Origin of the sequence: Streptomyces sp. NPDC017225, assembly GCF_044331465.1 — a bacterium.
Taxonomy (GTDB): Bacteria; Actinomycetota; Actinomycetes; order Streptomycetales; family Streptomycetaceae; genus Streptomyces.
In genome coordinates, this window is the sequence record NZ_JBIRNE010000023.1 from 20033 (window position 1) to 43257 (window position 23225).

General features: G+C 73.5%; 14 protein-coding genes. 4 read left to right on the forward strand and 10 right to left on the reverse strand.

Features of this window, described 5'->3' with window-relative positions; translation table 11 throughout:
• Positions 1 to 4 precede the first annotated feature (4 nt).
• The 5 genes from ACH4NX_RS33265 to ACH4NX_RS33285 are packed head-to-tail and all read right to left on the reverse strand — an operon-like array spanning position 5 to position 11251.
• Positions 5 to 5782, reverse strand: a complete 5778-nt coding sequence (locus ACH4NX_RS33265) for an SDR family NAD(P)-dependent oxidoreductase (RefSeq protein ID WP_398129929.1) — start codon at positions 5780 to 5782, stop codon at positions 5 to 7.
• A gap of 40 nt (positions 5783 to 5822) precedes the next feature.
• Complete coding sequence (locus tag ACH4NX_RS33270; protein WP_398129928.1) at positions 5823 to 8951, reverse strand: type I polyketide synthase; 3129 nt, start codon at positions 8949 to 8951, stop codon at positions 5823 to 5825.
• Positions 8952 to 9006: 55 nt separating this feature from the next.
• Positions 9007 to 9744 (reverse strand): thioesterase domain-containing protein, encoded by a 738-nt coding sequence (locus tag ACH4NX_RS33275; RefSeq protein ID WP_351399764.1) that lies wholly within the window; start codon positions 9742 to 9744, stop codon positions 9007 to 9009.
• Positions 9741 to 10991, reverse strand: coding sequence for a cytochrome P450 (locus ACH4NX_RS33280; protein WP_351399766.1), 1251 nt, complete (start codon positions 10989 to 10991; stop codon positions 9741 to 9743). Before ACH4NX_RS33280 ends, ACH4NX_RS33275 begins: the two co-directional genes overlap by 4 nt.
• Entirely contained in the window at positions 10988 to 11251 is a 264-nt protein-coding gene (locus ACH4NX_RS33285) for a phosphopantetheine-binding protein (protein WP_398129927.1), read from the reverse strand. Before ACH4NX_RS33285 ends, ACH4NX_RS33280 begins: the two co-directional genes overlap by 4 nt.
• A 409-nt stretch (positions 11252 to 11660) precedes the next feature.
• On the opposite strand from ACH4NX_RS33285, the gene ACH4NX_RS33290 reads away from it, so the two are divergent.
• The 3 genes from ACH4NX_RS33290 (at position 11661) to ACH4NX_RS33300 (ending at position 14716) form a co-directional block, all read left to right on the forward strand.
• Positions 11661 to 13163 (forward strand): FAD-dependent monooxygenase, encoded by a 1503-nt coding sequence (locus tag ACH4NX_RS33290; RefSeq protein ID WP_398129936.1) that lies wholly within the window; start codon positions 11661 to 11663, stop codon positions 13161 to 13163.
• 141 nt (positions 13164 to 13304) lie between these two features.
• Positions 13305 to 13823 (forward strand): hypothetical protein, encoded by a 519-nt coding sequence (locus tag ACH4NX_RS33295; protein ID WP_351399773.1) that lies wholly within the window; start codon positions 13305 to 13307, stop codon positions 13821 to 13823.
• Between the two features lie 50 nt (positions 13824 to 13873).
• Positions 13874 to 14716 carry a DUF4097 family beta strand repeat-containing protein gene (locus ACH4NX_RS33300; protein WP_351399775.1) on the forward strand — a complete coding sequence of 281 codons (843 nt, stop codon included), beginning with the start codon at positions 13874 to 13876 and terminating at the stop codon, positions 14714 to 14716.
• Between the two features lie 18 nt (positions 14717 to 14734).
• Here the strand turns inward: ACH4NX_RS33300 and ACH4NX_RS33305 are convergent, their stop codons facing one another.
• Positions 14735 to 15961 carry a cytochrome P450 gene (locus ACH4NX_RS33305; RefSeq protein ID WP_398129926.1) on the reverse strand — a complete coding sequence of 409 codons (1227 nt, stop codon included), beginning with the start codon at positions 15959 to 15961 and terminating at the stop codon, positions 14735 to 14737.
• Positions 15962 to 16263: 302 nt separating this feature from the next.
• Here ACH4NX_RS33305 and ACH4NX_RS33310 point away from each other — a divergent pair, with 302 nt between their 5' ends.
• Complete coding sequence (locus tag ACH4NX_RS33310; RefSeq protein ID WP_398129925.1) at positions 16264 to 16782, forward strand: hypothetical protein; 519 nt, start codon at positions 16264 to 16266, stop codon at positions 16780 to 16782.
• Here the strand turns inward: ACH4NX_RS33310 and ACH4NX_RS33315 are convergent.
• From ACH4NX_RS33315 to ACH4NX_RS33330, 4 genes are all read right to left on the reverse strand, one after another.
• On the reverse strand, positions 16766 to 17527 hold the full coding sequence (locus ACH4NX_RS33315) for an ABC transporter permease (RefSeq protein WP_351399781.1): 762 nt from the start codon (positions 17525 to 17527) through the stop codon (positions 16766 to 16768). The two genes, ACH4NX_RS33310 and ACH4NX_RS33315, sit on opposite strands and share 17 nt — an antisense overlap.
• A complete protein-coding gene (locus ACH4NX_RS33320) occupies positions 17524 to 18489 on the reverse strand; it encodes an ATP-binding cassette domain-containing protein (RefSeq protein ID WP_351399783.1) in 966 nt (321 codons plus the stop codon). Before ACH4NX_RS33320 ends, ACH4NX_RS33315 begins: the two co-directional genes overlap by 4 nt.
• Positions 18490 to 18514: 25 nt before the next feature.
• A complete protein-coding gene (locus ACH4NX_RS33325; RefSeq protein ID WP_398129924.1) occupies positions 18515 to 19258 on the reverse strand; it encodes a thioesterase II family protein in 744 nt (247 codons plus the stop codon).
• Positions 19259 to 19333: 75 nt separating this feature from the next.
• Positions 19334 to 23224 (reverse strand): amino acid adenylation domain-containing protein, encoded by a 3891-nt coding sequence (locus ACH4NX_RS33330; RefSeq protein WP_398129923.1) that lies wholly within the window; start codon positions 23222 to 23224, stop codon positions 19334 to 19336.
• Position 23225 lies beyond the last annotated feature (1 nt).

Here is a 23225-nt window from a genome sequence, read left to right on the forward strand (position 1 = left end):
CTCCCTAGCCGAGCTCTTTGTCCAGCAGCGCGAGAAGCTCTCCCGCCGAGGCCGAACCGATCTGGTCGGCGATGCCGACGGGTGCTCCGGCGCTCGCCATCGAACGGACCCGGCCCTGGAGTTCACCGAGCAGCGTGGAGACGGTGGTCCGCTCCTGAGCCGCGAGGTCGGGGAAGGCGTCCTGGAGCCGGACGCCCAGTTGCTCGATCTCCTTGATCAGGTGGGCGGCCGGTGACTGCCCTGTGGCCGTGTCGCCGGGCGTGATCCTCCCGGTCAGGAACCGGGCGAGGGCGCCCGGGTTGGGGTGGTCGAACACCAGGGTGGCGGGCAGCTTCAGACCGGTCACCGCGGCGAGTTTGTTGCGCAGTTCCAGCGCCGTGAGCGAGTCGATGCCCAGTTCCCTGAACGCCACGGCGGGGCCGATCCGCGTGGGGTCGGCGTGACCGAGGACGGTCGCTGTCCGGGCCCGGACGGCGTCGAGCAGCGCCGCCTCGGCCTCGGCCGGCGGCAACGACGCCAGGTCGTCCGCGAGCGAGCCGTCCGCGGTCTCCCGGCCCTCCGGGCCGCCTGCCGCGGCGGACGTCCCGGTGAGGCCGCGCAGGAGCGGGGAGCCCAGCCGGCCGGTCCGCGGGGCCGCGAGGTTCAGCCGGGCGGGCACCAGCACCGGCGCGTCGTCCACCAGGACCGCCGTGTCGAACAGCGCGAGGCCCTCCCGCGAGGACATCGGCAGCACGCCCTGCCGTTGCAGGCGCCCGAGGTCCGTGGCGTCGAGGCCGGCACTCATCTCGCTGCGCTCGGCCCACAAGCCCCAGCACAGCGCGGTGGCGGGCAGCCCGTCGGCCCGGCGGGCGTCCGCGAGGCCGTTGAGGAAGGCGTTGGCCGCCGCGTAGTTCGCCTGTCCGGCGGTGCCCAGGACGCTCGCGACCGAGGAGAACAGTACGAACGCGGACAGGTCCAGCGACCGGGTCAGCTCGTGCAGGTGCCAGGCGCCGCGCACCTTCGGTGCCAGGACGGCGTCCAGGCGGTCCTCGGTCAGCGCCTCGACGACACCGTCGTCCAGCACACCGGCGCAGTGGATCACCGCCGTCAGCGGGTGCTCGTCGGGTACGGCGGCGAGCAGCGCGGCGACGGAGTCGCGGCGGGTGACGTCGCAGGCCTCGATGTCGACGTGCGCGCCCGCTCCGGTCAGCTCCGCGGCCAGCCCGGCCGCCTCCGGGGCCGCCGGTCCCCGCCTGCTGGTCAGCAGCAGGCGGCGCACACCGTGCCGGTCCACGAGGTGCCGGGCGAGCTGCGCGCCCAGGCCGCTGGTGCCGCCCGTGATCAGCACCGTTCCGGAGCCGAGGGCGGGTACGTCCCCGGCTCCGGCCCGTGCGCCGGCGTCGGCGCGGGCCAGCCGGGGGGCGTCCAGTGCGCCGGCGCGGATCCTGAGCTGGGCCTCCCCGGTTCCGGTCACGGCCGGCAGGAGGTCCCACGAGGCCGGCCGGTCGTCGGTGTCCACGAGCGTGAACCGGCCCGGGTTCTCGGTCTGCGCGCTGCGCACGAATCCCCAGACGGCGGCTGCCGCCGGGTCCGGGCGGGACACCTGCCCGTCGTGGAACGCGCCCCGGGTCACGACGACCAGCCGCGACTCGGCGAAGCGGTCGTCGGACAGCCAGGTGCGCGTCCAGCGCAGCACCTGGTGCAGGGCGCGCTCGACGGCGGCGGGGGTGTCCGCGCCGTCCGGGTCGGCGCGGTCCACGGCGGCGATCACGACCGGGGGCACGGGACCGCCGCCGGCGGTGAGTTCGTCGAGGCCCGCGACGACCGCCGTGTCCGGTGCCGGGAACGCGGGCGTGCCCAGCACCGCGTAGGGAGCGGCCGTCGCCTCGGACGGGGCGGGCACAGGTGTCCAGTCCGGGCGGAACAACGCGTCCTGGTGGTCGAAGCTCAGCGCGGTCAGCCGCTCGACGTCCGCGGGACGCAGGGTCAGCGACGCGATGCCGCCGACGGGTGTGCCGCGCTCGTCGGCGAGGGTCACGGACAGTGTGTTCTCGCCCGCCGGCGCGAGCCGGACGCGCAGCGCGGCCGGACGGGCGGAGCCGAGCCGGATGCCGGTGGCGCGGTACGGCAGCCAGCCCTCGGGGCGGGAGGTGTCGACGAGCCGGCCCAGGCCGACCGGGAGCAGCGCGGCGTGCAGCAGCGCCGGGTGGATCCGGAAGCGGTCCTGGCCGGCGCCGCCGACGGCGGGCGGTTCCACCTCCGCGAACAGGGTCTGGCCCTGCCGCCACACCGCCTTCAGGCCGCGGAACACGGGACCGTGGCCGAAGCCGAGGTCGGACAGCCGGGTGTACTCCTCCTCGAACGGCACCTGGTCCGCGCCCGGCGGGGGCCATGCGACGAGGCCGTCCTCGGCGGGTGCCGCGGTGCCGACGGTGCCGACGGCGTTGCGCGTCCACTCGCTCTCGCCCTCGCCGCGCGAGTGCACGCCGACGGTGCCGGTGCCGTCGAGCACGACGCGGATCTCCCGCTCGGCCGTGCGGGACAGCACCAGGGGGGTCTCCAGGGTGAGTTCGCCGACGGTGTCGTACCCGGCCTTGTGCGCGGCCCACGCCGCCAGCTCCATCGGTACGGTCGCCGGCACCAGGTGGGCGCCGTGGACGACGTGTTCGGCGAGCCAGGGGTGGCGCTCCAGCGACAGGCGTCCGCCGGCGACCACTCCCCCGGGCCCGCCGTCGGCGGGCAGGTCGACCACGGCGTCGAGCAGCGGATGGTCGGAGGTGGCGCCGGTGGTGGTCTCCTGAGGGGTGTTCAGCCAGTAGCGCCGCCGCTGGAAGGCGTACGTGGGCAGCTCGGCCCAACGGCCGTCCCGGCCGGGGAACGCCGCCCGCCACGCCACCTCGACGCCTCCCGCGAAGGCCTCCGCCGCCGACTGGTACAGCCGGGCGAGGCCGCCTTCGTCGCGGCGCAGGGAGCCCACGACGAAGCCGGTGGCGCCGGGGGTGGTGTCGAACATCTCCTGGATGTTCATCACGAGCAGCGGGTGCGGGCTGAGTTCGACGACCGCGCCGTCGGGCTCCTGCTCGACCAGGCGCCCCATGGCCGCCGCGAACTGGACCGGCTCGCGCAGGTTGCGGAACCAGTAGGCGGCGTCCAGCGCCGTCGGGTCGATCGGGCCGCCGGTGACCGTGGAGTAGATCTCGACCGGCGTGGGCGCCGGGGTGACGCGGCCCAGTTCCCGGGGGAGCCGCTCGGCGAAGCGGTCCATCAGCGGCGAGTGGCCGGGGACGCTGGACTTGATCAGCCGCGCGCGGGCGCCCTCGGCCCGGCAGGCCTCGACCAGCTCCTCGACCGCCCCGGTCTCGCCCGACACGGTGGTGGAGCGGGGCCCGTTCACGGCGGCGATCCCGATCCGGGACTCCTGGCCCGCCATCAGCTCCCGCACGCGCTGCTCGGGCAGCAGGATCCCGGCCATGCTGCCCTGTCCGGCGACGGTGGCCAGGAGCCGGGACCGCAGGGCTACGATCCTGGCCGCGTCCTCGAGGGTCAGCGCGCCCGCGACGTGGGCGGCGGCGATCTCGCCCTGGGAGTGGCCGATCACGACGTCCGGCACCACGCCCAGTGACTGCCACACCCGTGCCAGGGACACCATCACGGCGAACAGCACCGGCTGGACGACGGCGATGTCCTCCAGGTCGGCGGAGTCCGGTCCGCCGCACACGGTGTCGACCAGCGACCAGGACACCCACGGCTCCAGCGCCTTGGCGCAGGCGCGCAACCGCTCGGCGAAGACGGGGGAGGTCTCCCACAGCTCCCGGCCCATCGCGGCCCACTGGGCCCCCTGGCCCGGGAAGACGAAGACCGTCCTGCCGACGGGCCGCGCTACGCCGGACACCGCGGCGGCGGAGCCGGGCTCCTCGCCCGCGGCCACGGCGGCGAGGGCGGCGAGCAGGGTCTCCCGGTCGGCGCCGACGACCACCTGGCGGTGCTCGAACAGCGACCGTGTCGTCACCAGCGCGTGGCCCACGTCCGCGACCGGCAGGGCGGGGTCGGCGGCGACATGGTCGCGCAGCCGCCGCGCCTGCTCGCGCAGCGCCTGCCGCGAGCGCGCCGACAGCACCCATGGCACCACGTCGGTCTCACGGGAGGGGGGCCTGTTCCGCTCGTGAGCCTCGGGGGCCTGAGCGGCACGAAGGGCCTGGGGTGCCTGGGCGGGGCCGGGCTCCTCGGAGGCGTCAGAAGCCCGGGACGGCTCGGGAGCGTCGGTGGCCTGGGCGGGCTCCGGGGCCCGGGACGGCTCGGGAGCGTCGGTGGCCTGGGCGGGCTCCGGCGCCTGGAACGGCTCGGGAGCGTCGGCGGCCTGGGCGGGCTCCGGCGCCTGGAACGGCTCGGGAGCGTCGGCGGCCTGGGCGGGCTCCGGGGCCTGCTCCAGGATCAGGTGCGCGTTGGTGCCGCTGATGCCGAAGGACGACACGCCCGCGCGTCGGGGCCGGCCCGCCTCCGTGGTCCATTCCCGGGCCTCGGTGAGCAGTTCCACCGCCCCGGCCGACCAGTCCACGTGCGTGGAGGGGCGGTCGACGTGCAGCGTCCGGGGCAGCACCCCGTGCCGCATCGCCATGATCATCTTGATGATGCCGCCGACACCGGCCGCCGCCTGCGTATGGCCGATGTTCGACTTCAGCGACCCCAGCCACAGCGGGCCGGCCGAGTCCCTCTCCTGCCCGTAGGTGGCCAGCAGCGCCTCCGCCTCCAGCGGGTCGCCCAGCCGCGTGCCGGTCCCGTGCGCCTCCACGGCGTCCACCTCACGGGCCGTCAGTCCCGCGTCGGCCAGGGCCGCCCGGACGACCCGCTGCTGCGCCAGACCGTTGGGCGCGGTCAGCCCGTTGGACGCGCCGTCCTGGTTGACCGCCGATCCCCGGATCACCGCCCAGACGCGACGTCCGGCCCGCCGCGCGTCGGACAGCCGCTCCAGGACCAGTACGCCCGCCCCCTCGGAGAAACCGGTGCCGTCGGCCGCCTCGGCGAATGCCTTGCACCGCCCGTCCGCGGACAGGCCCCGCTGCCGGGACAGCTCCACGAACATCCCCGGGGTCGGCAGCGTCGACACTCCACCGGCCAGCGCCAGGGTGCACTCCCCCGACCGCAGCGACCGCACGGCCTGGTGGACGGCGACGAGTGACGCCGAGCACGCGGTGTCGGTCGACACCGCCGGACCGTGCAGGCCCAGTGTGTACGCCACCCGGCCCGAGGCCACGCTCAGGTAGGTGCCGGTGAGCGTGAATCCCTCGACCTCGCCGGCCGCCCCGCCGCCCATCCGGGGGCCGTAGTCGACGCCGTAGATCCCGGTGAACACCCCGGTCGCCGAACCCCGCAGCCCTGCCGGGTCGATGCCCGCCCGCTCCAGCGCCTCCCACGACGTCTCCAGCATCAGCCGCTGCTGCGGATCCATGGCCAGCGCCTCGCGCGGGCTGATGCCGAAGAACTCCGCGTCGAACTCGGGGAGGTCGTGCAGGAACCCGCCCGAGCGGGTGTACGTCTTCCCGTGCGCCTCGGGGTCCGGATCGTAGAGCGCCTCCACGTCCCAGCCGCGGTCCGACGGGAAGTCGCCCACCGCGTCCACGCCGTCGGACACCAGGCCCCACAGCCCTTCGGGGGACGTCGCCCCACCCGGGAAGCGACACCCCACACCCACGACCGCGATGGGCTCGCGCGCGGACTCCTCCAGCTCGCGCACACGCTCACGCAGGTGCTGCGCGTCACCGACGGCGCGACGCAGATAGGACCGGAGCTTGTCGACATCCTCCACCAGGGCCTCCCCCTAACGGTTGCTGAGACGAACGGTGTTGCTACACGTATCCACGGTCGATCAATGCGTACAGATCGTCATCACTACGACTTTCCGGGCGCTCATCCGGCACTGTCTCCTGCTCTGTCTTCGCTGCCGTGTTCGCTGCCGTGTTCGCTGCCGTCTTCCGTGCTGCTCCCGGCACCGTCTCCGCCGGGCCGGGCCGCGCCGGCGTCAGGAGGGAGAAGAGGTGCTGGGCGAGCTGCCGCGGCGTGGGGTAGGTGAAGGCGACGGTGGCCGAAAGACGCACTCCGGTCACCGCCGTGAGCCGGTTGCGGAGCGCCACGACCATCGAGGAGTCGAACCCCAGGGCCTTGAAGGTCTCGCCCGACCTCGACGTGAGGTCGACGCCCGCGAGGTCCGCGTCCTTCGCGGTCAGCAGTGCCGCCGTCTCGGCGCACACCAGCGCGCGGACCGACGCCTCCGAGGCCAGGTCCGGCCCCGCGGAGGTCGTGTCCGGGGCGGGGGTGTCGTCCGGCGCGGTCAGCCAGTACCGCTGCCGCTGGAACGGGTAGGCGGGCAGGCCGATCCGGCGCGGCCGGGCCGGCGCGAACGCCGTCTCCCAGCTCACCGGCACACCCCGCACATGCAGTTCGGCCGCCGACGCGAGGATCTTGGCGGCGCCGCCGTCATGCTTGTCCAGGGTGTTCACCACCAGGGGCGGGCTCGCCAGCGTGTCGGCGGTCTCCTCCATCGCCACCTGGAGCACGGGATGCGGACTGACCTCCACGTACACACCGCCGCGCTCCCGCATCAGCGCGCCGACGACCTCGCCGAACCGCACCGTCGAGCGCAGGTTGTCGTACCAGTACGCGCTGTCCAGGACGCGGGTGTCGAGCCGCCCCGCGGTGACCGTGGAGTGGAACTCCACCGGAGTCCGCCGCGGCGTCACGTCCGCGGCGGCGGCGAGCACCTGGTCGCGGATGCGCTCGACCTGGTGGGAGTGGGAGGCGTACTCGATCCTGACGCGGCGCACCCGCGCCCCGTCGGCGGCGGCCTCGGCCGCGAACTCGTCGAGTGCCTCCAGATCTCCGGAGACCACCACGGAGCCGGGCCCGTTGACCGCGGCCACGGACAGCCGCCCGGGCCACCGGGTCAGCCGTTCCTCGACCTCGGCGAGGGGCGCGGCGACCGCGTTCATCCCGCCGAGGCCCGCCAGCGCGGTCAGCGCCCGGCTGCGCAGGGCGACCACCCGGGCCGCGTCCTCGAGGGAGAGCGCGCCCGCCACGCACGCCGCGGCGATCTCACCCTGCGAGTGCCCCACGACCGCGTCGGGCACGACACCCAGCGACCGCCACACCCGGGCCAGGGACACCATCATCGCGAACAGCGCCGGCTGGACCACGGCGTCCCCGCGCTCCAGCGACGGCGCCGACCGCGCGCCGGTCACCAGGTCCGGCAGGGACCAGTCCAGCCACGGCTCCAGCGCCTGCGCGCAGTCGTCGATCGCGCGGGCGAAGACCTCCGACTGCGCGTACAGCTCCCGGCCCATGCCCAGCCACTGCGAGCCCTGGCCGGGGAAGACGAGGACGACCGGCCCCGCCGGCCCGCCGGCCACCCCGCGCACGGCGCGGGCCGCGCCGCCGCCCGCCGCCACCAGGTTGAGACCGGCCAGCGCCTCCTCGCGGTCGGCGCCGAGCACCACGGCCCGGTGCGCGAACGCCGTCCGCGTCGTCACCAGCGAGTGCCCCACATCGGCCGCCGTCAGCGAGGGGTCCGCGGTCACGCGGTCGCGCAGCCGTGCCGCCTGCTGCCGCAGGGCCGGTTCGGAACGTGCCGACAGCACCCACGGCACGGCGGCGGGGACGCCGGGCGCCCGGTCCTCGGGCTCGGGTCCGGCCGGCGTCTCGGGGGCCTGTTCGAGGATCACGTGGGCGGTGGTGCCGCCCATGCCGACCGATGTCACTCCGGCCCGCCGCGGCCGGTCGGGGGTGTCGGGCCAGGGGCGCGCGGTGTTCAGGATCTCGAAGTCCTCCTGGAAGCCGGGGACGTCGGGGTTCGGGGACCGGAAGCCGGGATGCGGGACCAGGTGGGCGCGGTCCAGGCAGAGCGCCGCCTTCACGAAGCCGACGATCCCGGCGGCCGGCTCCAGGTGCCCGACGTTCGCCTTCACCGAGCCGATCACCAGGGGGCGGCCGCGGCCGGTGTGCCGGGACACCTCGCGCAGACCGGCGAGTTCGGCCGGGTCGCCGCGCCGGGTGCCGGTGCCGTGCGCCTCGACGTAGTCGACACCGTCGAAGGTGACGTCCGCGGCCTTCAGGGCGGACAGCACGGCCGCCGCCTGCCCGGTGGGGCTGGGGTCCGGCATCCGGGAGGAGGCGCCGCCGCTGCCGACGCCCCAGCCGCGGACCACCGCGTAGACGTGGTCGCCGTCGGCGACGGCCCGGTCGAGCCGCTTGAGCAGGACGAACGCCCCGCCCTCACCGCGCACGAAGCCGTTGGCGCGCGCGTCGAAGGGGTGGCAGCGGCCGTCGGGCGACAGGGCGCCGAGGTTGGCCAGGCCCAGTCCCGCCTCCGGGTCGGCGATCAGGTGCACACCGCCGGCGAGCGCCATGTCGACCGCGCCGCCGCGGATCCGCTCGCAGGTCAGCGCCAGTGACACCAGGGAGGAGGACTGACCGGAGTCCGCGCACAGGCTCATGCCCCGCACGTCGAACAGGTGCGAGATCCGGTTCGCGATCAGCGAGCCGCCCGACCCGAGGACGGCGTAGTGGTCGTCCCTGTCGCTGCCGGAGAGTCTGCGCAGCAGTTCGTACCCGGAAGGGCCGGCGCCGACCACGACGTCGACCTCGCGGCCCGCGAGCGCGGTCGCCGGGACGCCGGCGTTCTCGACGGCCTCCCAGGCCAGCTCCAGGCCCAGCCGCTGCACGGGGTCCATGGCGGCCGCCTCCGCCGCGGGCGTGCCGAAGAACTCCGCGTCGAAGGCGTCGACGGCGTCGAGGAACGACCCGGAGTTCACGGTCGCGGCGTCCGGGTGCGGCGTGCGGTCCGGGACCGTCCGGTGCTCGGGGAACGTGCCGAAGGTCGACTCGCCGTCGAGCAGCAGGCGCCAGAAGGCGTCCACGTCGTGCACACCGGGAAAGCGGCACGACATCCCGATGACGGCGATGCCGGTGGCTGCACCACTCATTCGAATTCCTTCCGGTTCCCTCGGTGTACGGCTCTCGCGGGCGGCTGTGCCGCGCTCATCGCCAACGGGTCAGCACGTTCCGCAGCTCGTCCGGCGCGTCCATGAAGTCGTAGTGACCGCCGTCGACGGACACGAACTCGACGGGGTCCGCGTACCGGCGCCAGCCCTGGAGCTGGTCGGGGCTCACGTCGGGGTCGTCGCGCCAGTGCAGGACGACGACGGGGCAGGGCAGGGGAACCGGCTCGGTCCGCCGGTAGGCGGACGCGGCGGCGTGGTCGCGGAGCAGCACCATCAGGCCTAGGTCGACCATGTCGGGCCGCGGCTCGATGCCCCGGCCGCGCAGGAACGACTCCACCTCGGTGCGCAGTTCGGGCTCGGTCAGGGCCAGCATCCGGTCGCGCGAGGCGTCGTGCGGTGCCGGCTGGCCCGACACGATCAGGCACGCGGGCGTGGGCAGACCGAGTTCGGCGAGCCGGAGCACGGTCTCGTAGGCGGGCAGCGCGCCCGCGCAGTGCCCGAAGAACGCGTACGGCACGTCCAGCAGCGGCCGCAGCGCCTCGGCCAGGCCGGCGGCGAGGTTCTCGTAGGTGCCGTAGTGGGGGTGGGCCAGGCGGTTCTCGCGGCCGGGGAACTGCACCGGACAGATCTCGGTGTCGCCGAGCGCGGCCGGCCAGGCGCTGAAGGCCGAGGCGCCGGACCCGGCGAAGGGGAAGGCGAAGAGCCGGGCGGCGTGGCCGGCGGCCGGCGGCCGGACGAACCACGGCGACGCGACGGTGGTGGGGCCGGAGGTCATGGCGTCTGCCGTTTCTGGGCGGTGATGGGCAGGTGGGTCATCCCGGCGATGAAGTACGACCGCAGGTGCTGCGGTTCGCCGGCGAGGTCGATCGAGCCGAACCTCTGGAGCAGTTCCTCGAAGAAGACGCGCAGGGTCAGCCGGGCCAGCGGTGCCCCGATGCAGAAGTGCGGTCCGAACCCGAACGCGACCTGGCGCTTGGCGTTGGCGCGCGTGATGTCGAAGGTGTGCGGGTCGGGGAACCGGGACGCGTCCCGGTTGGCCGAGCCGATCCACGCGACGACCGCCCCGCGGGCCGGGATCGTGCCTCCGGCGATCTCGACGTCGTCCACCGCGTACCGCATGAAGTTGCACGCGGCCGAGGTCCAGCGCAGCCCCTCCTCGACGAGGTTGGGGATCAGCGTGGGGTCGGCCTGGGCCTTGGCGAACTGCTCGGGCCGTTCGACGAGCGCGTGCACGGTGCCCGAGACGGTGTGCGGGGTGGTGACGTTGGCGCCGAGCAGGATGCTGTAGCCGTCGAGGGCGATCTCCTCATCGGACAGCGGGGCCCCGCCCGGGCGGACGTTCATCAGGTGGTGCAGGAGGCTGTCGTCCTCGAAGCCGGACGCCCGCCGTGTGCGGACCCACTCCCTGACGTAGGTGACCAGCTCGTGGTGGGCGATGGCCAGGGTGGCCGCCTCGCTGCCCTCCAGGAAGTGCGGGTCCGAGGGGGCCGTCACCATCGCGGTGAGCTGGACGAGTTCGGCCCAGTCCTTCTCGGGGATGCCCAGCAGCGGTCCCGTGACCATCGCCGGGAGGAGCAGCGCCCGCTCGGCCAGGTCGAAGGGTTCGCCGTCGAGCGCGGGCTCCAGGAAGCGGATGATCGTCCCCCGGACGGAGTCCTCCCAGGACTTCACCGCGCGCGCGGTGAGCTTGGAGCCGAGCGGCCGGCGGACCTCGGTGTGCCGGGGCGGGTCGGTGGAGGTCAGCAGCACGCCGGCCGCGACGTCGTCCGTCCCGAGGTGGGTGGGGACGGTGCCGCGCTCCGAGGTGAACTCGCGGTGGTCGCCGAGGACCCGGCAGACGTCGTCGAAGCGGGTCACCGACCAGAACTCCCGGCCGTCGGGCAGCACCTGGTGGTGCAGTGGCGCCTTCTCCCGCATCACGTCCCAGACGGGGTGTGGGTCGCCCCCGGTGTACAGGTCCAGGTCGAACAGGTCGATGCCGGTGAGGTCGGCGTCGTGCGCGGGGCCCGGCGTCAGCCTCACGTCCCCGCCCTCCCCTTTTCGATCAACTCGGCGCAGCGGGCCGGGGTTCCCGCCAGGTAGAAGTCGCGTACGGAGAGCTGGACGCCGTAGTCCTCGGCCACCCTCTCGATGATTTTGATTCCGGCCAGTGAGTTGCCGCCCAGCGCGAAGAAGTCGTCCTCCGCCCCGACCTCACGGCCGCCCAGGCACTCTCCCCACAGCGTCGCTATTTCCTGCACCAGGGAAACCGGCGCACTCGAAGGCGCGGCCTGTCGCTCCATTGCCATTTTCCTTCCTCCGCCGAGCTCTTTTCCGCCGTCCCGCCGACGGGACGAAATCCCTTGAGGGCCGGGTGAATGGCCGGACCGAGTGTCGCGTGAACGCGGGTCCGCTCCCACCGTGCCGGCGGCCTGCCGACTCGCGTCGGCCGGTGAGGTTGAGGATGGGCCCGCGTCCTCGCATGCTGAAACCCCCGCGGCATCCGCTTGCCGAAACCGTCCCGCCGGCGGGACAGGGCAAGGGGAAAGTGATGCGAGGCGCCAGGGCCATTCCGACAACTCCGCCTGCCCCGCGGGCGGACGGGGAATTTCGCCGGACAGGCTCTGGAGGCGTACTGGATTACCGCTGGAACGCACTGGAAATCGCGACGAGCAGGAACGCAGAGGGGCGGACAACGTGGGAAACTCCGGCATGGACGCGGACGTGGTCATCGCGGGCGCCGGGCCGACCGGTCTGATGCTCGCCTGTGAGCTGCGGCTCGCGGGCGCCGACGTGTTGGTGGTCGAGCGGCTCGCGGAGCGGACGGGCGAGTCGCGTGCCGGCGGGATCCACTCCCGTACCCTGGAGGTACTGGACCAGCGCGGCGTCCTGGACCGCTTCCTCGCCCAGGGCGAACTGCAGCCGGTGGGCCACTTCTCGGGGCTCTACCTGGACTTCGACGAGTCCGAGTCCCGGCACCCGTACCCGCTGATGATCCTTCAGTCCGCCATCGAGCGGCTGCTGGAGGAGTGGGCGACCGAACTCGGCGTGCGGATCCGCTGGTCGTCCCCGGTGAGCGGCCTGAGCCAGGACGAGACCGGCGTGACGGCCCGGCTGGACACCGGGGAGGCGGCGCCCGAGACGCTGCGCGCCCGCTACCTGGTGGGATGCGACGGCGGGCGCAGCGCCGTGCGCAAGCTGACGGGCGTCGACTTCCCCGGCACCGAGCCGACGATGACCGCGCTGATCGGCGACGTCGAACTGCCCGACCTGCCCGAGGACTACGTCTGGGTGCGGCGCCGCCCGGCCGGCGACTACTCGGCGATCGCGTTCGAGCCCGGCTGGTACCGGGTGATCACCTCGGAGTACGACCGCGTCCCCGAACGCGACGAGCCGGTGACGTTCGAGCAGCTCAGGGAGTCGCTGATCAGGGTCGCGGGCACCGACTTCGGCATGCGCGAGCCCCGGTGGACCTCCCGCTTCACCGACGCCGCCCGGCAGGCGGCCCGGTACCGGGCGGGCCGGGTGCTGCTCGCGGGCGACGCCGCGCACATCCACTTCCCGGCCGGGGGCCAGGGCCTGAACATGGGCGTGCAGGACGCGGTGAACCTCGGCTGGAAGCTCGCCGCGGTGGTGCGCGGCCAGGCGCCGGAGAGTCTCCTGGACAGTTACCACACCGAGCGCCACCCCGTGGGGGAGCGCGTGCTGCAGAACACCCGCGCCCAGTCGGCGCTGGTCCGCCCCGGCGCCCAGACGGACGCGCTGCGCGAGGTGTTCGGCTCGCTCATGGTGTTCGACGACGTCAACCGGTACCTGCGCCACATGCTGAACGCCCTGGACATCCGTTACCCGGTCGACGGCGACCACCCGCTCGAGGGCCGCCGGGTCCCCGACGCCGACCTCGACACGTCCGGCGGTCCCGCGTTCGTCCACGAGTTGCTGCACGCCGCCCGGCCCGTCCTGCTCGACCTGGGCGGCAGTGCCGAGGTGGCGGCGGCCGTCAAGGGCTGGGCCGACCGCGTCGACCTGGTCGAGGCGCGCAGCGCGGACGACCTCTGGACGGTCCCGGCCCTCGGCAGCGTCCCCGCTCCCGCCGCGCTGCTCATCCGGCCCGACGGCCATGTCGCGTGGGCGGCCGCCGCCGACGGTCCCCTCGACCTCTCCGCGCTCCGGGCGGCCCTCACCACCTGGTTCGGCCCGGCTCTGCGGGGGTGAGCGGCCGTCCGCCGCCGCGCCACAACGACGCCACCTCACACCACCCCGGCGCCCCGCCGTTCCCCCGGGGGTGCCGGGGTCCCGTTTCGTCGCAGCTCACCGGGCTTGCGTATGGCGCCACGGCAGTACCACCATGACGTCATGGACCTCACGCCGTACGTCGACACTCTCCGCCGCACCCTCGCGGTGGCCGCCGAGGCCGGCGGGGGCGAAGCCCGCGAGCTGGCCGACCGGCTGTCCGCTCCGCTGGAGTCGGCGGCCCGGCTGACCATGCTCAGCGTGCTCTCCGCCGCGATGGACGAGATCACCCGCGAACTCGCCCCGGGCTCGGTCGACGTACGGCTGCGCGGGCTCGACCCCGACTTCGTGGTGACACCGCCGCCCGCCGACGGCGGTGGTGCCGGGCAGCCCGCCACGCCCGCCGAACCACCGCGGACCTCCGTACCGCCCGCGGGCGACGAGGGCGGCACCGTCCGCGTCAACCTGCGTCTGCCGTCCCACCTCAAGGTCCGCGCCGAGGAGGCCGCGTCCGGTGAGGGCCTGTCGGTCAACGCGTGGCTGGTGCGCGCCGTGTCGGCCGCGGTCGGCAACGGCGCCCCGCCGCGTCCGGCGCAGAAGGCCCGCGGCGCCGGACAGAGCCTCACGGGCTGGGTACGCTGACCGCTCCCGCTTCCCGCACCACGTCACCCACCTCACCAGACGGGACCGCCATGTCCTCCTTCGACACCCCCGAGGCGATCTCGGTCATCGCGCGTGTGGAGGCCGGGTCCATCCAGTTCACCGCCGGCGACCGAGCCGACACCGTCGTCGAGGTACGGCCCCGCGACCCGGACAAGGATGTGGACGTCCGCGCGGCCGGCCAGACCGAGGTCGCGTGCGCGGGCGGCGTGCTGACCGTGCGCACCCCCAAGTCGGGCCTGTTCGGCCGCACCGGCACCGTCGATGTGTCCGTCGACCTGCCGACGGGTTCGCGCGTCGACCTGACCGGCGCCTGGACACAGGTGTTCGGCGAGGGCCTGCTCGGCGAGGTCAGGGTGAAGACCTCCTCGGGAGACGTCCGCCTCGGGGCGACCGGTCCGCTGACGGTCACCGCCTCCCACGGCTCCGTCACCGTGGACCGCGTGGCCGGCGCCGCCGGGATCACCACCAGCTCGGGCAGTGTGCGCGCCGGTCTGCTGGACGGTCCCGCCGTCCTGAAGAACTCCCACGGCACCACCACCGTCGGCGCGGCCACCGGCGAGCTGCGGGTCAGCGGCGCCCACGGCGACATCGACGTCGCCCGCGCCGAGGACTCGGTCACCGCGACCACCGCGCACGGCACCGTACGGCTGGGCGAGGTGGCCCGGGGCACCGTCCAGTTGGAGACCTCCAGCGGCGCCATCGAGGTGGGCGTCCGCGCGGGCACGGCCGCCTGGCTCGACGCCCACTCCGGCTCCGGGCAGGTGCGCAACACCCTCACCGCCTCCGACGCTCCGGGCGGCTCCGAGGAGACGGTCACGATCCGGGCCCGCACCCGCCACGGCAACATCGACGTCCGCCGCGCCAGGCCCTGACCGCTCCCGGCCGGCGGCTCACGGTGCCGTCGTCGTCCAGGTGACCGGCAGCGCGTGGACGCCGTAGATGTTCATGTCGGTCCTCAGCGGCACCTCGCCGGCGGGGACGGCGAGCCGCAGGGTCGGGAAGCGGCGCAGCAGTCCGCCGAATCCGGCGCGCATCTCGATGCGGCCCAGTTGCTGGCCGAGGCACTGGTGGACGCCGTGGCCGAAGGCCAGGTGCCCGCGTGCCCCGCGGCGGATGTCGAGGGTGTCGGGGTTCTCGAAGCGCCGGGGGTCGCGGTTGGCGGCCAGCAGGGAGACGACGACGGTCGACCCCTCGCCGATGGTCTCGCCGCCCAGCTCGATGTCCTCGGTGGCGTACCGGTAGAAGATGTCGGCGACGGACAGGTAGCGCATGAGTTCCTCGACGGCGTCGGGGATCAGCTCCGGGTCGGCCCGCAGGGCGGCCAGCTGCTCGGGGTGCTCCAGGAGCGCGAAGGTGCCGAGCGAGAGCTGGTTGACGGTGGTCTCGTGGCCGGCGAGCAGCAGCAGGAAGGCGCAGCCGGTCAGTTCCTCGACGGTGAGGTCCTCCTGGCGGGCCAGGTCGGACAGGATGTCCTCGCCGGGTTCGGCGCGCTTGCGGGTGACCAGTTCGGCGAGGTACGCGGTCATGGCGCCGTACGCGGCCATCTTCTCGTCGAACGCCTGGTCCCTCACGAGGAACTTGGCGGTGTTGCTCTGGAAGGTCGCCCGGTCCTCGTAGGGGACACCGAGCAGTTCGCAGATGACCAGCGAGGGCACCGGCAGCGCGAACTCCTCGACCAGGTCGACCGGCGGGGTCAGCCGCGCCAGAGCGTCCAGCTGCCGTTCGGCGACGTCGGTGATGTACTCCTCCAGCTCCTTCATCCGCTTGACGGTGAAGGCACCGGTGAGCCTGCGCCGCAGCCGGGTGTGGTCCGGCGGGTCCATGGCGATGAAGACGCCCGGGATCTGGGGGGAGGGTTCGGTGGGGACGGGCATGCCGGGGATGTCGTAGGGCACGTGGAGCACCCCGAGGTCCTGCCGGGAGCTGAAGCGGGTGTCGGCCATGAGCCGGCGGACCTCCTCGTAGCCGGTGACCAGCCAGCCCTCGTGTCCGTCGGGGAATCGCAGGGGGCTGACCGGGCGGGCCGCGGCCAGCCGGGTGATCGCGCGGGGCGGGTCGAAGGGGCCCGCGTCCCGCTCCGTGGGCAGGCCGTTCGGGACGGGAACCGTCTGGCTCATCGGGTTTCCTTTCGCAGCACGGCTGGAGCACCGGCCAACACCGGTGACTCCACCATGGCACACGCATAGCGCCATACCGAGCCATTCTGGCCCCGACGCCCACCGAGCCGGAGTCAAGTGAACCGCCACACCCCTTGAAGCGCCAGGCCGGAGGATCACCGCGCCCGCACTCCAACATGACCGGAATTCGCCGGGCGTTCCCTGGGCAACGGCTGTCACCGAAAAAACGCCTCGACGTGGCGCCACTCGTGTGCCACGATGGCACCACGATGTTGCGAGTGAGCCAGAAAGGGGGCCGGACCATGGAGACAGCACCGCGTCGGCCGGGGACGGCACCCGGCGCCTGCACGGCCTTCGCGCGCTTCGTGCTCTGCGGTGGCGGGGTGGGGCTCGCCTCCAGCTTCGCCGTGGCGGCCCTCGCCACCCGGCTCCCCTGGGCGCTGGCCAACGCCGTGATCACCGTGGCGTCCACGCTCCTCGCCACCGAACTGCACGCGCGCTTCACCTTCGGCGCCGGCGGGCGCGCGACCCGGCGCCAGCACATGCAGTCGGCCGGGTCGGCCGCGGTCGCGTACGCGGTGACGTGCGCGGCGACGCTCGCCCTGCACCTGCTGGTGGCGGCGCCCGGCACGGTGCTGGAGCAGGCCGTCTACCTGTCCGCCTCGGCGCTCGCCGGTGTGGGCCGGTTCCTGGTGCTGCGGCTCGTGGTCTTCGCACGCGGCGGGCGGACAGCGCGGCGCCGCCCCGGCGGCACTTGCCTCACCGGGGCGGCGCTGAAGGGGATGCCGGGCGAGCCGGCCCGCGTCACGCTCGCTTCTTGAACGTGGAGACCGCCCACACGTATCCGAGGACGGCGAACCCGGCGCACCAGGCGAGTGCCGCGATCGTGTCACCGCTCGACGGGTTGCCGGTCAGCAGCCCGCGCAGCGCCTCGATGACCGGGGTGAAGGGCTGGTACTCCGCGAACTGCCGTACGCCCGCCCCCATCGTGTCCGCGGGCACGAACGCGCTGCTGAGGAACGGCAGCATGATCAGCGGCACGGTGGCCATGCCCGCCGACTCCGCGGTCTTGGCGGCCAGCCCCACGGCGACGGTGAGCCAGCCCGCCGCGAAGCTGAGCAGCAGGATCAGTCCGATCGCGCCCAGCCACTCCAGTCCGCTCGCGTCCGGGTCGAACCCCATCGCGAAGGCCACCGCGACGATGGCCGCGCAGGCCACCACGCAGCGCACGGTGGTGACCACGACGTGCCCGGTCAGGACGGATCCGCGGGAGACGTCCATGACCTTGAACCGGTTGATGACGCCCTTGGTCATGTCGTCGTTCACGGCCGTCGCGGTGGCTCCCAGCCCGTAGCTGATGGCCATCACGAGCAGGCCCGGGGTCGCGTAGTCGATGTAGTCGTCACCGACGCTGAACGCACCGCCGAACACCTTGACGAACATGAGCATGATCACGATGGGGAGCAGGACCCCGTTGAACACCGTGACCGGGTTGCGCATCGTGTGCTTCAGATTGCGGCGCAGCATGATCGACGAGTCGGTCAGCGCCGTCGAGAGGGTGCTCATCGCGCGATCGCCTCCTTGCTCGTGTGCTCGTCGGCGACCGGGGCGCCGGTGGTGTCGGTCAGGGCGAGGAAGACGTCGTCGAGGTCCGGTGTGTGCACGGAGAAGCCCTGGGCGTTGAGTGTGTGTTCGTCGAGCCGGTCGAGCAGGAGCCGCAGCGACCGCGACTCTCCGTCGCTGGGCACCCGCAGGGTCAGCTCCTCGTCGTCCCGCGTGGCGCCGGTGAACAGCCGCGCCGCCGCGTCGAGTTCGTGGGCGCCGGCGAACCGGAGCCGGACGTGGGTTCCGGGGATCTGGCGCTTGAGGTCCTCGGGGGTGCCCCGGGCGACCAGCCTGCCCTTGTCGAGCACGGCGATCTGGTCGGCGAGCTGGTCGGCCTCCTCCAGGTACTGGGTGGTGAGGAAGACGGTGGTGCCGTCGGCCACCAGCTCGCGGACGATGCTCCACATGGTGCGCCTGCTGCGCGGGTCCAGACCCGTCGTCGGCTCGTCCAGGAAGATGATCCGCGGATCGCCGACGAGCGTCATCGCCAGGTCGAGCTTGCGGCGCATACCGCCGGAGTAGGTCCCCGCCAGCTTGTCCGCCGACTCCTCCAGGTCGAACCGCTCCAGCAGCCGCGTGACGACCTGGTCGCCCGAGCGCACGCGCTTCAGGTCCACCATCAGCCGCAGGTTCTCGCGGCCCGACAGCAGCTCGTCGACCGCGGCGAACTGTCCGGTCACGCCGATGGCCGCGCGCACCTGCCGGGTCTCGGTCACCACGTCGTGTCCGGCGACGCGCACCGTGCCGGCGTCGGCCTTCATCAGTGTCGTCAGGACGTTGACGGTCGTCGTCTTGCCCGCCCCGTTCGGGCCGAGCAGGGAGAAGACCGACCCCTCGGCGACATGGAAGTCGACGCCGTCGAGCACGACCTTGTCGCCATGTGCCTTGCGCAGCCCCGAGACCGCGATCGCTGAACTTCTCATGGTCCCACCTTCCTCCGGGGACCTGTCACGGGCCTGTCGCGGCGCTGACACGGCGCTCGCGCGCGGACCGTTCCCCGATCACGTCCAGCACCTGCCGGCCGAGGTCGACCAGGTACATGTGGTCGCCGGGGAACTCCACGTAGTCGAAGCGGCCCGTGGTCGCCGCCTGCCACTGCCGGGCCTCCTGAGCGGTGACGAGCCCGTCGTGGTCGCCCCGCAGCGAGGTGATCGGCACCGACACCGGGTCGTCGGTGCTGGGCACGTAGGCCTCGTGCATCTCGCAGTCGGCCTGGAGCGTGGGGAGGATCAGTTCCCGCATCTCCGGATGGTCGAGCGCCTCGTGCCGGAATCCGGCGAACTCCTCGACGCGGGCGAGGAACTCGTCGCCCTCGAGCCCCGCCGCCCGCCGCTCGCGCCGCGTCCACGGTCCCGGCGAGCCGCTGACGACCAGCCGTTCGACGGGCACGCCGCGCGCGCTCAGCAGGTGCACCAGCTCGTAGGCGAGCACCGCGCCCAGGCTGTGCCCGAACAGCACGGTCCGCGTCCCCTCACCGAGGTCCGCGACGATGTCGTCGATCTCGCTCCGGGCCGCCTCGACCACGTTGCGGTACGGCGTCTGGAGGAACCGCCGCTCCCGGCCCGGAAGTTCGACCGAGGTCACCCGCCACCGGCCGTCGGCCAGCTCCCGCCACGGGTGGAAGAACGAGGGACCCGCCCCCGCGAACGGCACGCACAACAGCGTGCTCCCCTCGCCGTGCCCCGCGGACACGCCTGGATCCGTCACCACGACCAACCCCCATCATCCATTCGACTGTTCGTTGAAACCGGCTCGGGCGCGCGTGCGCTACGCCAGCTTTCGGTGGAGGACCTCGAACATCTCCGCCACGGGCCCGGGCATGTGCATCTCGTGGTGCGTGACCCGTACGTCGTGCACCTCCAGGGAGCCCTGGACGTACGGCCGCCACAGGTGCGCGTACGACGTGTCCTCGAGCGTGGCGTTGAAATACACCACGTCGCCGCGGTAGACCGGGGACTCGAAGTCCATCATCAGGGCCGTGTTGTTCGCCAGGACCTTCGACATGGTGTCCAGGAACCGCTGCCGGTTGCCGGTGCGGATGTACTGGCCGAAGTCGTCCTCCAGTTCCGCCCGGAAGTCCGACGAGTCCTTTCCGGCGTGCACCTCCTCGAAGCCGTGCCCGCCCGGCTGCGCGTCCAGGACGGCCACCAGGGCGACCTCGTGGCCGCGCCGTTCCAGGGCGTCCGCGACGGCCTGGACGACGGAGCCGCCGTAGGACCAGCCGATGAGGTTGAACGGACCCTCCGGCTGGGTCTTCAGGATCTGGCCGACGTAGTCCTCGATCATCTCCGGCACGGAGCCGGCCAGCGGCTCCACGCCGTCCGAGCCGCGGGACTGCAGCGCGTAGGCGGGCCGGTCCGGCAGGTGCAGCACGAAGCTGTAGTACGCCCAGCCCAGACCGCCGCCCCCGTGGAAGAACCACACCGGCTTCTTGCCCGTGCCGGGGTCGTTGTTCAGGGGCAGGACGACCGCGAAGGAGTCGGCGTCGTCGTCGGGGACACCGCCGGCGAGCATCAGCGCGGCCAGTTCGGCCACCGTGGGGTACCGGATGATCGTCCGGATGGGGATGTCGATGTCGAACCGGTCGCGGACGCGGACACTGAGCCGGGTGGCCAGCAGCGAGTGGCCGCCCAGGGCGAAGAAGCCGTCGTCGATGCCGACCTTCTCCAGGCCGAGCAGCTCGGCGAACAGCTCGCACAGCGCGCGCTCGTAGGCGTTGCGCGGCTCCCGGCCGGCCGCGGTCGCCGTCGCGTCCTCCGCGGGCAGGGCCCGCTTGTCGAGCTTGCCGTTGGAGGTCAGCGGGATCTGTGCCAGCGGGATCACCACGGACGGCACCATGTAGTCCGGCAGGCGCCCGCGCAGGTACTCCGTCAGCTCCTCCCCCGTGCGGGCGGCGCCGGGCTCGGGTACGACGTAGCCCACGAGGCGCTTGTCGCCCTCCTGGTTCTCCCGGACCAGGACCACCGCCTGCGCCACGTCCGGGTGCCCGGCCAGCGCGTGCTCGATCTCGCCCAGCTCGATACGGAAACCGCGGATCTTCACCTGGGAGTCGGCGCGGCCCACGTACTCCAGCCGTCCGTCGCGGCCCCAGCGGACCAGGTCGCCGCTGCGGTACATCCGCTCGCCCGGCCCGCCGAACGGGCAGGCCACGAAGCGTTGCGCGGTCAGGCCGGGGCGGCCGTGGTAGCCGCGGGCCAGGCCGTAGCCCGCCACGTACAGCTCGCCCATCACGCCGGCGGGCGCCGGCCTCAGGTGCGCGTCCAGGACGTAGGCGCGCAGCCCCGGGACCGCCGGGCCGATCACGCCGCCCCGGTAGCGGGCCGCGGAGTGCTCGTCCAGGTCGACGCGGGTGACGTGGACGGTGGTCTCGGTGATGCCGTACATGTTCACCAGCACCGGCGCGTCACCGGCGTGGCGCGCGTACCAGTCGGTGAGGCGGTTCAGGTCCAGGGCCTCGCCGCCGAACACCACGTACCGCAGGGCCAGGTCCTGGCCGGGGGCGTCGGCGTCGGCCTGGGCCAGCTGGTAGAAGGCCGAGGGCGTCTGGTTGAGGACGGTGACCCGCTCGCGGGCGAGGAGCCGGAGGAAGTCGGCCGGGGAGCGCGAGACGTCGAAGGGGACCACGACGAGGCGTCCGCCGTGCAGCAGCGGGCCCCACAGCTCCCACACCGAGAAGTCGAAGGCGTAGGAGTGGAAGAGGGTCCACACGTCGTCCGCGCCGAAGCCGAAGTCCCGGGTGGCGGTGAAGAGTCCGACCACGTTGCGGTGCGGGATCAGCACGCCCTTGGGGCGGCCCGTCGACCCGGAGGTGTAGATGACGTACGCGGGGTGCGCGGGGCGCAGCACCGTGCGGCGCTCGGCGTCGGTGAGGTCGGCGGCCGGTTCCCCCTCGAAGGCCCCGGCCCGGTCGAGGTGGACCAGGGGGAGGTCGTGCGCGAGATCCGGCACGGCGCCGGTGGTGCCGGTGGTGACCAGCAGGACCGGTGCCGCGTCCTCGACGATGTGGGCGATGCGGTCGGCCGGGGAGTCGGGGTCGATCGGCAGGTAGGCGCCGCCCGCCTTGAGCACCGCCAGCAGCGCGACGACCAGTTCCGCCGAGCGCTCCAGGCAGACCCCGACCAGGGACTCGGGGCCCACCCCGCGGGCGACCAGGTGCCGGGCGAGCCGGTTGGCGCGGGCGTTCAGCTCCCCGTAGGTGAGGGTGGTGCCGTCGTACACCACGGCGACCTCGTCGGCCCGCCGCGCCGCCTGCCGCTCGAACAGCTCCACCAGGGTGACCTCGTCGACTCTCTCACCGGCGGCGTTCACCTCCACCAGCAGCCGCTCGCGCTCCCGCGCGCTCAGCACGTCGACGTCCCCGACGCGCAGGTCCGGGTCGGCGGCGAACCGCTCCAGCACCCGCACCAGGCGGGCGGAGATCTCCTCGGCCGTGCCGCGGTCGAACAGGTCGGTCGCGTACTGCAGGTCGCCCCGCAGCGCGCCGGTACCGTCCACGGCGAGGAAGAAGGTGAGGTCGACCATGGCGGTCGACGGGATGGCCTGCTCGAACCTCATCTGAAGGCCGGGCAGCGCGAGGTCCGGCTTCTCGTAGCTCTGCCAGGAGAAGATCACCTGGAACAGCGGCTGGTACGCCGCGGAGCGGTCCGGGTTGATCGACTCGACGACCACGTCGAACGGCACGTCCTGGTGCTCGTAGGCGCTCAGCGCCTTGTTCCGCACCTGCGCCAGCAGGTCGGTGAACCTCGGGTTGCCGGAGAGGTCGGCGCGCAGCACCTGGGTGTTGACGAAGCAGCCGATCATGTCGGCCAGCGCCTCGTCGGTGCGCCCGGCGATCGGGGAGCCGATCGTCACGTCCTCGCCGCCGCCGAGCTTGCTCAGCAGCACCGCCAGCGCGGACTGCACGACCATCGACAGGCTCATCCCGCGCTCGTCGGCGAGCTTCTGGAGCCCGGCCGCCACCTCGGGGGGCGCCTCGATGCCGACCGTGTCGCCGTGGGAACCGGCCTCCGCGGGCCGCGGGCGGTCCAGCGGAAGGTTCAGCGGCTGCGGCACGCCCGCCAGTTCCCCCCGCCAGTACTCGATCTGCGCCGCGGCGAGACTGCCCGGGTCGGCCACGTCGCCGAGCACCTCGCGCTGCCACAGCGCGTAGTCCTTGTACTGGAGCGGCAGCGGCTCCCACGCCGGTGCCCGGCCGCCCCGGCGGGCGGTGTAGGCGTCGACCAGGTCCCGCATCAGCGGCGCGCTGGAGCTGCCGTCGGAGGCGATGTGGTGGATGACCAGGACCAGGACGTGCTCCTCGGGCGAGCAGCGCAGCAGGGTGGCCCGCAACGGCAGGTCGGCCGCCAGGTCGAAGCGGTGCGCGACGGCCTCGTCGACCTTGGCGGGCAGCTCCTCGGGCGTCACCTCGGCCACCGGCACCCGCGGCGCCGCCTCGGCCACCGGCCGGATCCGCGCGTACGGCTCGCCGGCGTCGTCGGTCCCGTACGTGGTGCGCAGGATCTCGTGCCGCTCGACCACGTCGTGGATCGCCGCGACCAGGGCGTCCTGGTCCAGGGTGCCGGTCAGCCGGAACGCCGCCGATATGTTGTAGGTCGCCGCGCCCCGCTCCAGTTTGTGCAGCAGCCACATGCGGCGTTGTGCGAATGACAGCGGAATCATT

Bases quoted from the DNA above. Each gene is read 5' to 3' on its own strand.
- ACH4NX_RS33270 (WP_398129928.1), bottom strand. From the start codon at position 8,951: ATGAGTGGTGCAGCCACCGGCATCGCCGTCATCGGGATGTCGTGCCGC.
- ACH4NX_RS33275 (WP_351399764.1), bottom strand. From the start codon at position 9,744: ATGACCTCCGGCCCCACCACCGTCGCGTCGCCGTGGTTCGTCCGGCCG.
- ACH4NX_RS33285 (WP_398129927.1), bottom strand. From the start codon at position 11,251: ATGGAGCGACAGGCCGCGCCTTCGAGTGCGCCGGTTTCCCTGGTGCAG.
- ACH4NX_RS33290 (WP_398129936.1), top strand. From the start codon at position 11,661: ATGGACGCGGACGTGGTCATCGCGGGCGCCGGGCCGACCGGTCTGATG.
- ACH4NX_RS33295 (WP_351399773.1), top strand. From the start codon at position 13,305: ATGGACCTCACGCCGTACGTCGACACTCTCCGCCGCACCCTCGCGGTG.
- ACH4NX_RS33300 (WP_351399775.1), top strand. From the start codon at position 13,874: ATGTCCTCCTTCGACACCCCCGAGGCGATCTCGGTCATCGCGCGTGTG.
- ACH4NX_RS33305 (WP_398129926.1), bottom strand. From the start codon at position 15,961: ATGAGCCAGACGGTTCCCGTCCCGAACGGCCTGCCCACGGAGCGGGAC.
- ACH4NX_RS33310 (WP_398129925.1), top strand. From the start codon at position 16,264: ATGGAGACAGCACCGCGTCGGCCGGGGACGGCACCCGGCGCCTGCACG.
- ACH4NX_RS33315 (WP_351399781.1), bottom strand. From the start codon at position 17,527: ATGAGCACCCTCTCGACGGCGCTGACCGACTCGTCGATCATGCTGCGC.
- ACH4NX_RS33320 (WP_351399783.1), bottom strand. From the start codon at position 18,489: ATGAGAAGTTCAGCGATCGCGGTCTCGGGGCTGCGCAAGGCACATGGC.
- ACH4NX_RS33330 (WP_398129923.1), bottom strand. From the start codon at position 23,224: ATGATTCCGCTGTCATTCGCACAACGCCGCATGTGGCTGCTGCACAAA.